The sequence below is a fragment of the Streptomyces sp. NBC_01016 genome, from assembly GCF_026341035.1.
Lineage (GTDB): Bacteria > Actinomycetota > Actinomycetes > Streptomycetales > Streptomycetaceae > Streptomyces.
The window spans coordinates 3667069-3681037 of the sequence record NZ_JAPEOQ010000001.1; the positions used below are offsets into that span (position 1 = coordinate 3667069).

The following is a 13969-nucleotide window of genomic DNA, read 5'->3' on the forward strand; positions in this document are numbered from 1 at the left end:
CATCTCTTGGCGGAGGTAAGCCCTCGTGCGCCGAAAAGCGGTTGCCCTGACGGCAATTGTCCTGGCGATGTCCACTTTGTCGGCCTGCGGCTCCCTGCAGTCCTCGGCCACGGAGGTGGGCGGGGAGCGGATGACCGACAACCGCCCGGTCCGTGACGGCGGAACGCTGACCGTGGCCCTCAACGCCGACCCCGACAAGCTCGACCCGACCCTCGCCCAGACCCTCGTGGGCCGCACCGTCTTCGCGGGCATGTGCGAGAAGCTCTACGACGTCGACGAGCAGGGGAAGGTCGTGCCGCAGCTCGCGACCCACGAGCCCGAGGTCTCCAAGGACGGCCGCACCGTCACCTTCGACGTACGCAAGGACGCCAGGTTCAGCGACGGCACCAGGCTGAACGCCGACGCCGTCGTCACCTCCCTGCTGCGCCACCGCGACCTCGCCGGCTCCGCCCGCGCCACCGAGCTCGGCCCGCTGAAGTCGGCGAAGGCCACGGGCCCGTACAGCGTGAAGCTCACCCTGAAGCAGCCGTACGTGCCGCTGACCGCGGTGCTCGCCGACCGCTCCGGCATGGTGATGTCGCCGACCGCGCTCAAGAAGTACGGCAAGAATTTCACCAACCACCCGTCCTGCGTGGGTCCCTACCGGTTCGTCGAGCGTGTCGGCGGTGACCGCATCGTGGTCGCCAAGGACCCGAACTACTACGACGCCATGGACGTCCACCTGGACAAGGTGATCTACAAGCCGATCCCCGACGGCAGCGTCCGCCTCGCCAACCTGCGCTCCGGCGACGTCCAGATCGGCGACCAGATGGTCCCGGTCGACGTGAAGAGCGCGCTCACCGACAACAAGCTGCGGCTCTTCAACTCGCCCTCGCTCGGCTACCAGGGCATCGGCATCAACGTCGGCAACGTCAAGGGCCTCGGCCAGGCGCCCGGCAAGGTCGACACGGTGATGGCGAAGGACGTTCGCGTCCGTGAGGCCTTCGAGCTGGCCATCGACCGCGACCTCATCAACAAGGTCGCGTTCCAGGGCATGTACGAGCCCGCCTGCGGCCCGATGTCCCCGGCGTCCGCGATCGCGCCCGGCGTCAAGGCCTCGCAGTGCCCGAAGCGCGATGTCCCCAAGGCGAAGCGGCTGTTGAAGGCGGCGGGCGTCAAGGGTGCCGTGCACGTGGAGCTGAAGATCCCCACGACGCCCGAGTGGAGTCGCATCGGCCAGGTCATCCAGGCCATGGTCAAGGACGCCGGGTTCGCCCTCACGCTGCGCCCCACCGAGTACGCCACCATGCTCGAGGAGACCGACAACGGGCAGTACCAGGCCTTCCAGAGCGGCTGGTCCGGACGCCTCGACCCGGACGGCAACATCGCGAGCTTCCTCCAGACCAAGGGCGCGATGAACGCCTACGGTCTCGGCAACCCCGAGATCGACGAGCTGATCAAGCGCGGCCGCACCGAGTCCGACCCCGCCGAGCGCGACAAGATCTACGCCGAGCTGATCCGCAAGGTGAATGCCGAGCACACCCTGATCTACCTCTACCGCCAGAAGAACTACGTCGTCACCGGGAAGGACGTCGCGGGTCTGCACGTCTACGGCGACGGCCTCGTCCGAGTCAAGGATGCGGGGTACGTCAAGTGACGACCGCTCAAGTGGCCGCAAAGAAGGCCACGTTGAAGAAGTCCGGGCTGCTCGCCGGGCATCCGATGGCCAAGTACGTCCTCACCCGCATCCGGCAGTCCGTCATCACGATGTTCCTCGTGTCGATCGTCGTGTTCGCCGGCATCCGCGCGCTGCCCGGCGACCCGGCGCTCGCGCTCGCCGGTGAGGAGCGCAGCCCGAAGGCGCTGGCCGCGATCCGCTCCTCGTACGGGCTCGACGACAACATCGTGGTCCAGTACGGCCGGTTCATCGGGCACGCGCTCCAGGGCGACCTGGGCAACTCCTCCCGCACCGGTCTCCCGGTCTCCGACGCCATCGCGCAGGCACTGCCCGTCACCCTCGAACTCGCCGCGCTCTCCCTGCTGTTGGCGATCGTCCTGGGAGTCGGCGCCGGTGTCGTCGCCGCCGTGCGGCGCGGCAAGACGGCCGAGTGGATCGCGAACGCCCTTGCGCTGCTCGGTCTTTCGGTGCCGACGTTCTGGCTCGGCATCGTCCTGGTCCTCGCCTTCGCGATCGCTGTGCCGGTCTTCGCGGCCTCCGGGTTCGTCCCGTTCGGCACCGACCCGATCGACAACCTGCGCCGCATGGTGCTGCCCGCGATCGTCCTCGGCTCCGGGCTCGCCGCCGTCGTCATGCGCCAGACCCGCGCCGCGATGCTCGACTCGCTCTCCGCGGACTACGTGCGCACCGCCCGCGCCAAGGGCCTCTCGCGCCGCGAGGTGGTCGGCGGGCACGCGCTGCGCAACTCGCTCGTCACCGTCGTCACCGTGCTGGGCCTGCAGCTCGGCCACCTGATCTCCGGCGCGGTCGTCACCGAGCAGATCTTCGTGCTCCCCGGCTTCGGCAAGCTCACCATCGACGCCGTCTTCACCCGTGACTACGCGACGCTGCAAGGCGTGGTGCTGTGCACGTCGTTCGCGTACATCTTCATCAACCTGCTGGTCGACGTGGCGTACTCGGTCATCGACCCGCGCATCCGGCTCGGAGGTGCCCGGTGACCACCCTCGCCCTGACGGGAATACGGGCCCGTGCCGCCAAGAGCGGCAAGCTGCGCGCCCTGCGCAAGAACAAGCTCGCCATGACCGGCGCCGTCATCGCCGCGGTCTTCGTGCTCGCCGCGCTGTTCGCACCGCTCGTCGCGCCGTACGACCCCGCGCGCGCCAACTTCGAGGACGTGCTCGCCGCGCCGAGCTGGGCGCACTGGCTGGGCACCGACGACCTCGGGCGCGACCAGCTGTCCCGCGTCGTGTTCGGGGCCCGCGCCTCGATGCAGGTCGGCGTGCTCGCGGTCGTGCTCGCCTTCGTCGTCGGCGTCCCGCTCGGCCTGCTCGCCGGGTACTACGGCAAGCTCGCCGACAGCGTCGTGTCCCGCGTCACCGACACGATGCTCGCCTTCCCCTTCCTGGTCCTGGCCGTCGGCCTCGCCGCCGTCCTCGGCCCCTCGCTCACCAACGCGACCATCGCCATCGGCATCTCGCAGATCCCGGCCGTCATCCGGATCTCCCGCGCCGAGACGCTCCGCCTCAAGCACGTGGACTACGTGGCCGCGGCCGTCGCCAACGGAGGCGGCGACGGCACCATCCTGTTCCGGCACATCCTGCCCAACGCCACCTCGGCGCTGATCGTGCAGGCCACCGTGGGCATCCCCACCGCCATCATCGGCGAGGCACTGCTCAGCTTCCTCGGCCTCGGCGTGCAGCCGCCCGAGCCGTCCCTCGGCGTGATGCTGTCGTCCGCCCAGTCCTTCCTCGCGCCCGCGCCCTGGATGGCGGTGTTCCCCGGCCTCGCGGTCGTCGCTGCGACGCTGGCGTTCAACCTGCTCGGCGACGGCCTGCGCGACGTCCTCGACCCCCGTGGAGCGACCCGATGACCTCTGAGACCTCCGAACCAGTCCTCAGCGTCCGGGACCTGTCGGTGTCCTTCCGCTCCGACACCCGCACCGTGCACGCCGTCGACCAGGTCTCCTTCGACCTGCGCGCCGGTGAAGTGCTCGCCGTGGTGGGGGAGTCGGGCTGCGGCAAGTCCGTCACCTCCATGGCCGTCATGGGACTCCTCCCGCCCACCGCGCACATCACCGGCTCCGTCCGGATCGGAGACAAGGAGCTCGCGGGCGCGGACGACAGGGCGTACGGGAAGATCCGCGGCAACGAGATCGCGATGATCTTCCAGGAGCCGATGACGTCCCTGAACCCGGTGCTCACCATCGGGCGGCAGATCGGCGAAGTACTCCGCCGCCACCAGGGGCTGAACAAGAAGCAGGCACGCGCGCGTGCCGTCGAACTCCTCGACCTCGTGGGCATCCCCGCGCCGGCCGAGCGCGTCGACGAGTACCCGCACCAGCTGTCCGGCGGTATGCGCCAGCGCGTCATGATCGCCATCGCGGTGGCCTGCGACCCGGCGGTGCTCATCGCCGACGAGCCGACGACCGCGCTCGACGTGACCGTGCAGGCGGGCATCCTGGAGGTGCTCCAGGCGCTGCGCGAGCGGCTCGGCACCGCCATCGTCCTCATCACGCACGACCTCGGCGTGGTGGCCGACACCGCCGACCGGGTGCTCGTCATGTACGCGGGCCGGCCGGTCGAACAGGCGCCGGTGCACGAGCTGTTCGCCGACCCCAAGCACCCGTACACGCGCGGGCTGCTCTCCGCCGTGCTGCGGCCCGGCGGCGAGGGCAAGCGGCGGCTCCCCGAGATCCCCGGACTCGTGCCGAGCCTCGACTCCCAGCCCGAGGCCTGCACCTTCGCGCCGCGCTGCGCCCGCGCCGACGACACCTGTACGTCGAGCCGTCCCGGCCTCAAGGCCGTCGCCGCGGACGCCGGGGCCGACGCCCCGCACCGCGCCGCCTGCTGGCACCCGCACACCCTCCAGGAGACCGCTTCATGAGCCCCGACAAGCCCGGTCAGAGCACACCGGTCCTCGAACTCACCGACCTGGAACGTCACTTCGCGGGATCCACCGGCACCGTGCGCGCCGCCGACGGCGTCTCCTTGACCGTCGGGCGCGGCGAGGTCGTCGGCCTCGTCGGCGAGTCCGGCAGCGGCAAGTCGACCGTCGGGCGCTGCGCCGTCCGCCTCGACGATCCCACCGGCGGCACCGTGCGCATCAACGGCACCGACGTGACCACCATGTCGCGGCGCGCCCTGCGGCCGCTGCGCAAGGACTTCCACCTGGTCTTCCAGGACCCCTCGTCCTCGCTCGACCCGCGGATGACCGTCGGCCAGATCGTCGCCGAGCCGCTCAAGCTGCATGGCATCGCGAAGGGCGAGGCGGCACGCGCGCGTGTGGCCGAACTCCTCGACCAGGTGGGGCTGCGCCCCGAGCACGCCGACCGGCACCCGCACGAGCTCTCCGGCGGCCAGCGCCAGCGCATCTCCATCGCCCGCGCGCTGTCCGTCGAGCCGGATCTGTTGATCGCCGACGAGCCGACCTCCGCGCTCGACGTGTCCGTGCAGGCCTCGGTCCTCAACCTCCTCGCCGACCTGCAGCGCGACCGTGGCTTCGGCTGCCTGTTCATCACGCACGACCTCGCGGCCGTCGAGTACCTCGCCGACCGGATCGCCGTCATGTATCTGGGCCAGATCGTCGAACAGGCGCCCACGAAGGAGCTGTTCGCGGACCCGAAGCACCCCTACACGCAGGCGCTGCTCTCGGCCGCGCCCGTTCCCGACCCGACCACGCAGCGCAGCCGCCAACGCATCGTCCTCAGCGGCGAGTTGCCCAGCCCCCTGGCCCCGCCCGCCGGCTGCCGCTTCCACACGCGCTGCCCGCTCGCCGTCGACCGCTGCCGCACCGAAATCCCGGCGCTGCGCACGCTGGAGGGCGGCCGGGAAGTCTCCTGCCACCTCGTCGGCGACGACGGCACGGCCCCGGACGCGGCCGCACCGCCGGACGAACTGTCGACAGCGTCTCGTACGATCCCCAGCACCCGCACCGCCTCCCGCTAGGAGCTTCCTTGTTCACGACCCGCCCGACCCTGCAGGGCACCTTCGGCATGGTGTCCTCCACGCACTACCTCGCCTCCCAGTCCGCGATGGCGGTCCTCGAGGACGGCGGCAACGCCTACGACGCCGCCGTCGCCGCGGGCTTCGTGCTGCACGTCGTGGAGCCGCACCTGAACGGGCCCGCCGGCGAGGTGCCGATCATCCTGGCGCCGACCGGGGGAGAGGTGCAGGTGCTGTGCGGGCAGGGCGGGGCACCGGAGGGAGCCACCGTCGCGCACTACAAGTCCCTCGGCCTGGACCTCGTCCCCGGTACGGGACCCCTCGCGGCCGCCGTCCCCGGCGCGTTCGACGCCTGGATGCTCCTCTTGAAGGACCACGGCACCAAGACCCTCGCCGACGTCCTCAAGTACGCCATCGGGTACGCCGAGGACGGGCACGCGCCCGTGGAGCGCGTCGGCGAGACCGTCGAGACCGTACGCGAGCTCTTCGAGACCGAGTGGGCCTCGTCCGCCGAGGTCTACCTGGTCGACGGCAAGTCCCCCAAGCCCGGTGAGCTGCTGCGCAACCAGAAGCTCGCCGCCACCTGGAAGCGCGTCATAGCCGAGTCCGAGGAGGCCGGCGGCGCCGGCAGTGCCAACCGGGTCGCCCAGATCGAGGCCGCCCGCAAGGTGTGGCGCGAGGGCTTCATCGCCGAGGCGCTGGTCCGCCAGTCGCAGCGGCCCACGAAGGACACCAGCGGCGAGCGGCACGTCGGCACGCTGACCGCCGAGGACCTCGCCGGCTGGTCGGCGTCCTACGAGGCCCCGGCGACGTACGAGTGGAACGGCTGGACGCTGTGCAAGGCCGGCGGCTGGAGCCAGGGCCCCGCCTTCCTCCAGCAGCTCGCCCTGCTCCCGCCCGAGCTGCCCGCCCACGGGTCCGCCGACTACGTCCACCTGCTCGTCGAGGGCTGCAAGCTCGCGATGGCGGACCGCGAGGCCTGGTACGGCGACGCGGCCGACGTCCCCGTGGACACGCTGCTCTCCGACGAGTACAACGCCGCGCGCCGCGCCCTCATCGACCCGGAGAAGGCCTCCCACGAGCTGCGTCCGGGCAGCCCGCTGGGCGCCGAGCCGCGCCTGAGCGCGCACGCCGACGCGGTCGCCGCGGGTGAGGAGGGCTTCGACGCCATGGGCGTCGCGGGCGCGGGCGAGCCCACCGTGCAGAAGTCCACCGCGGACGAGGAGGTGTCCGCGAACGGCGCCACCCGCGGTGACACCTGCCACATCGACATCGTCGACCGCTGGGGCAACATGGTCGCCGCCACGCCCTCCGGCGGCTGGCTCCAGGCCAACCCCGTCGTCCCCGAGCTGGGCTTCCCGCTCGGCACCCGCCTCCAGATGGCCTGGCTGGACGAGGGCCTGCCGAACTCCCTCACGCCCGGCAAGCGCCCCCGCACCACGCTCACCCCGTCCCTCGCCCTGAAGGACGGCGTCCCGGTCATGGCCTTCGGCACGCCCGGCGGCGACCAGCAGGACCAGTGGCAGGTGCACTTCTTCCTGGCGGTGGCGCTGCGTGGGACGGTGCGCGGCGGGCTCGACCTCCAGGGCGCCATCGACGCCCCGAACTGGCACAACGACTCGTTCCCCGGCTCCTTCTTCCCCCGCGGCATGCGGCCGGGATCGGTCACCGTCGAGTCGCGGATCGGCGAGGAGGTCGTCGCCGAGCTGCGCCGCCGCGGCCACGACGTGACCGTCGGCGACGCCTGGTCCGAGGGCCGCCTGTGCGCCGTCGCCCGGGACCCGCGCACCGGCGTCCTGTCGGCGGCGGCGAACCCGCGCGGCATGCAGGGCTACGCGGTCGGTCGCTGACCCGTCACGGACGGTGGGCGGCACCCGGATGTCTTCGAGGTGTCGCCCGCCGTTCACCTGCCGTGAGGGCGTTGTCAGTGGGCTGTGTTCTCATGGAGACATGATCGAAACGAAGACGGAAAGCATCGAAGACTTTCCGACCACAGAGGACTTTCTGAACACGCACATCAACCACAAGCTCGTGACCGGCGTCGAGGACATCGTCCGGGCCGCCGCGGCAGCCGAGATCACCCCGCGCTTCCGGCAGCTCGCCGCCGACGAGATCGAAGAGAAGAGCGCACCGCACGACCTCGTGACGGTCGCCGACAAGCGCGCCGAGGAGTACCTCACCCGCGAGCTCGCCGCCCTGCTGCCCGGCTCCGTCGTCGTCGGCGAGGAAGCGGTCGCCGCGGACCCGGGCTCCTACGAGGCGCTCCAGGGCACCGCCCCGGTCTGGATCGTCGACCCGGTCGACGGGACCCGCCAGTTCGTGCACGGCGACCCCGGCTTCTGCACCCTCGTCGCCCTCGCGCTCGACGGCGTGGTGCTCGCCTCCTGGACGTATGCGCCCGCGCTCGACGAAATGGCCGTGGCGGTCCGCGGCCGGGGCGCGCGGCTCAACGGAGAGGTGCTGCACGCCGGACCCCCGGCGCCCGGCACCGACCTGCGGGTCGCGACCTCGCACCCCGACTTCACGACCGACGAGCAGAAGCGCTCTCTCCTCGGCCTGCGCACGGACGGCGTCGCGCCGCGCCCGTGCGGTTCCGCGGGCCTGGAGTACCTGGGCATCGCCCGCGGCACCGTCGACGCGATCGCGTTCGGCTGGGAGCTGGCCTGGGACCACGCGGCCGGGATCCTTCTGGTCGAGGAGGCCGGCGGCGCACATCCGCGGCGGAAACGCGCTGCCGTTCACGGCGGCGCGGGACGCGGACACCACCCGGCGCGTGGCGGGATTGCTGGCAGGCTGACCCGCACTGCGGAGTCGTCGGGTGGCCCGGCATATCCTGTCCTGGGAGTGGCCATCGGCTGACAAAGGAGTCCGAAGGTGCCGTCGATGCTCGATGCCGTCGTGGTGGGTGCGGGGCCGAACGGGCTGACCGCAGCCGTTGAACTGGCCAGGCGCGGCTTCTCCGTTGCCGTGTTCGAGGCCGAGGGCACGGTGGGCGGCGGCGCCCGCACGGAGGAGCTGACGCTCCCCGGGTTCCGCCACGACCCGTGCTCGGCCGCGCACCCCCTGGGCATCAACTCCCCGGCGTTCAGGGGCCTGCCCCTGGACCGGTACGGCCTCGACTGGGTCCAGCACGAACTGCCGATGGCGCACCCGTTCCCCGACGGCAGCGCGGCCATACTGTCCCGGTCCGTCGCCGAGACCGCGGCATCGTTCGGCCCGCGCGACGCGGGCACGTACCGGCGCCTGATCGAACCGCTGCTCCCGCACTGGGACACCCTGGTCAGGGACTTCATGTCGCTGCCGCTCAGCGCGCTGCCCCGCGACCCGGTCACCCTCGCCCGGTTCGGACTCGTCGGCCTGCCGCCGTCGACGTGGCTGATGCGCCGCTTCCGCGACGAGAAGGCCCCCGCCCTGCTCTCGGGCCTCGTCGCCCACGTCATCGCGCCGCTCGGCGGCTTCGCGACCTCCGCGATCGGCCTGGTCTTCGCGCTCGCCGCCCACGCGCGCGGGTGGCCCGTCGCGCGCGGCGGCTCCCAGGCGATCTCCGACGCGCTCGCCGGGTACCTGAGGGACCTCGGCGGCGCCGTCCACACCGACTACGAGGTGAAGCGGCTCGACGACCTGCCGCCCGCCCGCGCCTACATCTTCGACACGTCGCCGACGGCCGTCGCCAGGATCGCCGGGCTCGGCCGCTATTACGACCGTTTCCGGTACGGGGCGAGCGTCTTCAAGGTCGACTACGCGCTCGACGGGCCGGTGCCGTGGACCGCGAAGGAGGCCAGGACCGCGGGGACGGTGCAGGTCGGCCCGTACCGCTCGGACATCGGCAGGGCGCTGAACGCGGCGTCGCGCGAGGGCCGCGGCCCCGACGCGCCGTTCCTGATCACGGTGCAGCCGACCGTCGCCGACCCCACGCGCGCACCCGCGGGCAAGCACACCTTCTGGGCGTACGGGCACGTGCCGAACGGCTGGGACGGTGACCTCACGGACGCCATCGAGCGTCAACTGGAGCGCTTCGCACCGGGGTTCAGGGATCTGGTCCTCGCGCGCGCGACGGCGGGCCCACCCGAACTCGCGGTCCGCAACGCCAACTACGTGGGCGGCGACATCGCCTCCGGTGCGGCCAGCGGCCTCCAGCTCCTCCTGCGCCCGAAGCTCTCCCTCTTCCCGTACACCACCCCGCACCCCGCCGTGTACATCTGCTCGTCGGCGTCCCCACCGGGGCCGGGAGTCCACGGGATGTCGGGGCACAATGCCGCGAAGGCGGTGTGGAGGAGGCTGCGCGCGTCATGACCGCTCGTCACAACCCTCAACTGGTGCTGGTCCAGGGCGACATCACCGAGCAAGAGGTGGACGCGATCGTCAACGCGGCCAACTCCTCGCTGCTCGGCGGCGGGGGAGTGGACGGCGCGATCCACCGTCGCGGCGGCCCCGAGATCCTCGCCGAATGCCGTGCGCTGCGGGCCTCGCAGTACGGCAAGGGCCTGCCGACGGGCCAGGCGGTCGCGACGACGGCGGGCCGCCTCCCGGCCCGCTACGTCATCCACACGGTGGGCCCCCGCTGGTCGACAACGGAGGACCGCTCCGACCTCCTCGCGTCCTGCTACCGCGAGTCGCTCCGCGCGGCGGACGAGCTCCACGCACGCGTGGTGGCGTTCCCGGCGATCTCCACTGGCATCTACGGATGGCCCCTGGAGGACGGAGCACGGATCGCGGTGGAGACGGTCCGGGACGCCTGTCCGGCGGGCGTGGAGGAGATCAGGTTCGTGGTCTTCGACGATCGAGCGCGTGAGGCGTTCGATCGTGCCCTATCAAGCGACGGTGGCCATTCGAGCGGCTCGGGCAAATCAAGCCCCGCTCTGGGACGAGACTCGCGGGGTCCGGGGCGGAGCCCCGAGACGTAGGGACGTCCGACGTCGATGTCGCATTCTCGCCAGCCAACCCGCCCACCATGCCCGACGCTAGTCACATGCACACCGACACGGATCGCTGCGTACGCGCAGTACAGGCCAAGGACACCCGTTTCGACGGCGTCTTCTTCACCGCCGTCGTCACCACCCGCATCTACTGCCGCCCCGGCTGCCCGGTCGTGCCGCCCAAGCCCCGCAACATGCGGTTCTACCCGAGCGCCGCCGCCTGCCAGCAGGCCGGATTCCGGGCCTGCAAGCGGTGCCGCCCCGACAGCACCCCCGGCTCCCCGGAGTGGAACGCCCGCGCCGACCTCACCGCCCGCGCCATGCGCCTCATCGGCGACGGTGTGGTGGACCGCGACGGTGTCCCCGGGCTCGCCCGCCGCCTCGGCTACAGCGCCCGCCAGATCGAGCGGCAGCTCCTCGCCGAGCTGGGCGCCGGCCCGCTCGCCCTGGCCCGCGCGCAGCGCGCCCAGACGGCTCGCCTGCTGATCGAGACCACCCAACTCCCGCTTTCCGAAGTCGCGTTCGCATCCGGCTTCGCCTCGATCCGGACCTTCAACGACACGGTCCGCGAGGTCTACGCCCTCTCCCCGAGCGAACTGCGCGCCCGCAGGCCGCAGCGGGAGGCGGACACCGTGGCCGGCGCGATCACGCTCCGGCTCCCCTTCCGCGCACCCCTCAACCCCGACAACCTCTTCGGCCACCTCGCCGCGACGGCCGTACCCGGCGTCGAGGAGTGGCGCGACGGCTCCTACCGCCGCACCCTCCGCCTGCCGCACGGCCACGGCATCGCGACGCTCACCCCGCCGACCGTGTCCACGGCCACGTACGTCGCCTGCCGCCTGATCCTCACCGACCAGCGCGACCTCACCGTGGCCATCAGCCGCTGCCGCCGCATGCTGGACCTGGACGCGGACCCGGTCGCCGTGGACGAGCAGCTGCGCACCGACCCGCTGCTCGCCCCGCTCGTCGACAAGGCGCCCGGCCGCCGAGTGCCGCGCACCGTCGACGAGGCCGAGTTCGCGGTCCGCGCGGTCCTCGGCCAGCAGGTCTCGACGGCCGCCGCCCGCACCCACGCCGCCCGCCTGGTCCTCGCCCACGGCGAACCCGTCGACGACCCCGAGGGCGGCCTCACCCACCTCTTCCCGTCCCCGAAGGACCTCGCCTCCCTCGACCCGGAGTCGCTCGCGCTGCCCCGCAGCCGCCGCACGACCCTCACCACCCTCGTACGCCAACTGGCCGACGGGGAACTGAGGTTGGGCCCCGAGTCCGACTGGGAAGAGGCCCGCGCCCGGCTCGCCGAGCTGCCCGGATTCGGCCCCTGGACCATCGAGGCGATCGCCATGCGCGCCCTCGGCGACCCGGACGCGTTCCTGCCCACCGACCTCGGAATGCGCCGCGCCGCCCAGGAGTTGGGCCTGCCCCACACCCCGGCGGCGCTGACCGCCCGGGCGGCGGCCTGGCGGCCCTGGCGCGCGTACGCGACCCAGTACCTGTGGGCCACGGACAGCCACCCGATCAACTTCCTTCCCACGTAAGGGATGCACGCCATGCACACGCACAAGCAGCACACGGTCATCGACAGCCCCTACGGCCCGCTCACCCTCGTCGCCACCGACGCGACCCTCTCCGGCCTCTATATGACCGACCAGCGCCACCGCCCCGCCGACGAGACCTTCGGCGTCCGCGACGAGCGTCCCTTCGGCCCGGTCATCGACCAGCTCAACGCCTATTTCCAGGGCGAGTTGACGGAGTTCGACCTGCCACTGGACCTGCACGGCACCCCGTTCCAGCGCTCCGTCTGGGCAGAGCTCCAGCGGATCCCGTACGGCGGGACCCGTACGTACGGGGAGCTGGCCGAGGCGCTCGGAAAGCCGAAGGCCTCGCGCGCCGTGGGCCTCGCCAACGGCAAGAACCCCATCGGCGTCATCGTCCCCTGCCACCGCGTCATCGGCGCGAACGGCGACCTCACCGGCTACGGCGGCGGCCTCGACCGCAAGCGCCGGCTGCTGGACTTCGAGCGCTCCTCCGCCACGGCCGACGCCCTGTTCTAGCCTCCGTACACCCCGTACGCCGGCATCCCCGCCGTCTCGAAGACGTGCACGGAGAGGCCGCCCGCCGTGGAGCGCTGGCTGATCGGGTGCAGGCCCGCCGGGGTGCCGCCGTCCGGGAACAGGCGGCGGCCCCGGCCCACCACGACCGGGGCGATCGCGAGCCGCAGCTCGTCGACGAGGCCCGCCGCGAGGAGCGACTGGGCGAGCCGTGCGCTGCCGTGGATCTGCAGCTCACGGCCGGGTTGCTGCTTCAGCGCGTCGACCTCGGCGGCGATGTTGCCCGCCAGGATCGTGGTCGGGCTCCAGTCGGCCTCGGCCAGGCTCTGGGCGGCGACGTACTTCGGCAGGCCGTTCATGATCGGGGCGAAGGGGTGGTCGGTCATCGTCGGCCAGTCCCGCGCGAAGTTCTCGTACGTCCGGCGCCCGAACAGCAACCCGTCCGCCCGGCCGAGCCAGCCTTCGGCGATCCCCATGAACTCCTCGTCCACGTACGGCACGAACCAGCCGCCGCGCGTGAACCCGTCACTGGTGTCCTCGTCGGGGGAGCCCGGACCCTGCGACACACCGTCCAGCGTCAGGAACTCCTGCACCACCAGCTTCATCGGGTACCGCCTCTCGTAGGTCGCTGCCCTCAGCCTGCCGGACGCAGAGGGCGTGCGCAGCGCGACCTACGCATCGGCGAGTTCACGGAGCAGCCGCGGCACCGCGGTCCCGATCGGCTCGCGAACGACCTCGTCGGCCACGTCGTCGTACGGGGTCGGTTCGGCGTTGACCACCACCAGGCGGGCGCCGTGCTCGGCGGCGAGGCCCGCGAGTCCGGCCGCCGGATGGACCTGGAGAGAGGATCCGACGGCGAAGAAGACCTCGGACGCCTTGGTGACCTCGACGGCCTCGCCGAGCACCAGCGGGTCGAGGTTCTCGCCGAACATCACGGTCGTCGACTTGAGGATGCCGCCGCACACGAGGCACAGCGGGTCGTCCTCGCCCGCGTCCAGACGCGCGAGGGCTTCCGCCATGGGGCCGCGCGTGTCGCACTCCGTGCACATGAACTGCCTTGCAGAGCCGTGCAGTTCGAGCACCTTGCGGGTGGGCGTGCCGGCGAGCTGGTGCAGCCCGTCGACGTTCTGCGTGATGACCCGGACCGAGGCGCCGGACCTGTCGAGCTCCGCGATCGCCCGGTGCGCCGCGTTCGGCTCGGCGGTCAGCGTGACGGCCCGGCGCCGCACCTGCCAGGCGCGGCGCCGGATCTCCGGGTCGTTCATGTAATACCCGTACGTGACGAGCTTCTCGGCGTCGGGATCCTTCCGCCACACACCGTTCGGGCCGCGGTAGTCCGGGATCCCGGAGTCGGTGCTGATGCCGGCGCCGGTGAGGAACGAAACCAGGGTCATGACCTCAACGGTA

General features: G+C 72.0%; 12 protein-coding genes and 1 pseudogene. 11 read left to right on the top strand and 2 right to left on the bottom strand.

Annotated elements, in window-relative coordinates:
• Positions 1-67: 67 nt before the first annotated feature.
• The 11 genes and pseudogenes from OG746_RS16605 (at position 68) to OG746_RS16655 (ending at position 12565) form a co-directional block, all read left to right on the top strand.
• Positions 68-1636 carry an ABC transporter substrate-binding protein gene (locus tag OG746_RS16605; RefSeq protein WP_266715386.1) on the top strand — a complete coding sequence of 523 codons (1569 nt, stop codon included), beginning with the start codon at positions 68-70 and terminating at the stop codon, positions 1634-1636.
• A 65-nt stretch (positions 1637-1701) separates the two neighbouring features.
• Positions 1702-2655: an ABC transporter permease gene (locus OG746_RS16610; protein WP_323179684.1), complete on the top strand. Its 954-nt coding sequence runs from the start codon at positions 1702-1704 to the stop codon at positions 2653-2655.
• Between the two features lie 50 nt (positions 2656-2705).
• Entirely contained in the window at positions 2706-3527 is an 822-nt protein-coding gene (locus tag OG746_RS16615) for an ABC transporter permease (RefSeq protein WP_524540467.1), read from the top strand.
• Positions 3524-4540, top strand: a complete 1017-nt coding sequence (locus OG746_RS16620; protein ID WP_266715389.1) for an ABC transporter ATP-binding protein — start codon at positions 3524-3526, stop codon at positions 4538-4540. The genes OG746_RS16615 and OG746_RS16620 overlap by 4 nt, the downstream gene beginning before the upstream one ends.
• On the top strand, positions 4537-5601 hold the full coding sequence (locus tag OG746_RS16625; protein ID WP_266715390.1) for an ABC transporter ATP-binding protein: 1065 nt from the start codon (positions 4537-4539) through the stop codon (positions 5599-5601). The genes OG746_RS16620 and OG746_RS16625 overlap by 4 nt, the downstream gene beginning before the upstream one ends.
• Before the next feature lie 8 nt (positions 5602-5609).
• Entirely contained in the window at positions 5610-7448 is a 1839-nt protein-coding gene (locus OG746_RS16630) for a gamma-glutamyltransferase family protein (protein ID WP_266715391.1), read from the top strand.
• Between the two features lie 100 nt (positions 7449-7548).
• Entirely contained in the window at positions 7549-8457 is a 909-nt protein-coding gene (locus OG746_RS16635) for an inositol monophosphatase family protein (RefSeq protein ID WP_266715392.1), read from the top strand.
• A gap of 24 nt (positions 8458-8481) precedes the next feature.
• Positions 8482-9891: a phytoene desaturase family protein gene (locus OG746_RS16640; RefSeq protein WP_266718997.1), complete on the top strand. Its 1410-nt coding sequence runs from the start codon at positions 8482-8484 to the stop codon at positions 9889-9891.
• Positions 9888-10403: pseudogene (locus OG746_RS16645) on the top strand (O-acetyl-ADP-ribose deacetylase); the annotation flags it as partial. The gene OG746_RS16640 and the pseudogene OG746_RS16645, both read left to right, overlap by 4 nt.
• Positions 10404-10567: 164 nt before the next feature.
• On the top strand, positions 10568-12049 hold the full coding sequence (locus OG746_RS16650) for an AlkA N-terminal domain-containing protein (protein ID WP_266715393.1): 1482 nt from the start codon (positions 10568-10570) through the stop codon (positions 12047-12049).
• Between the two features lie 12 nt (positions 12050-12061).
• Positions 12062-12565, top strand: coding sequence for a methylated-DNA--[protein]-cysteine S-methyltransferase (locus OG746_RS16655; RefSeq protein ID WP_266715394.1), 504 nt, complete (start codon positions 12062-12064; stop codon positions 12563-12565).
• On the opposite strand, the gene OG746_RS16660 is transcribed toward OG746_RS16655, so the two are convergent.
• A complete protein-coding gene (locus tag OG746_RS16660) occupies positions 12562-13167 on the bottom strand; it encodes a dihydrofolate reductase family protein (protein WP_266715395.1) in 606 nt (201 codons plus the stop codon). The two genes, OG746_RS16655 and OG746_RS16660, sit on opposite strands and share 4 nt — an antisense overlap.
• A 66-nt stretch (positions 13168-13233) precedes the next feature.
• A complete protein-coding gene (locus OG746_RS16665) occupies positions 13234-13956 on the bottom strand; it encodes an SIR2 family NAD-dependent protein deacylase (RefSeq protein WP_266715396.1) in 723 nt (240 codons plus the stop codon).
• Positions 13957-13969 lie beyond the last annotated feature (13 nt).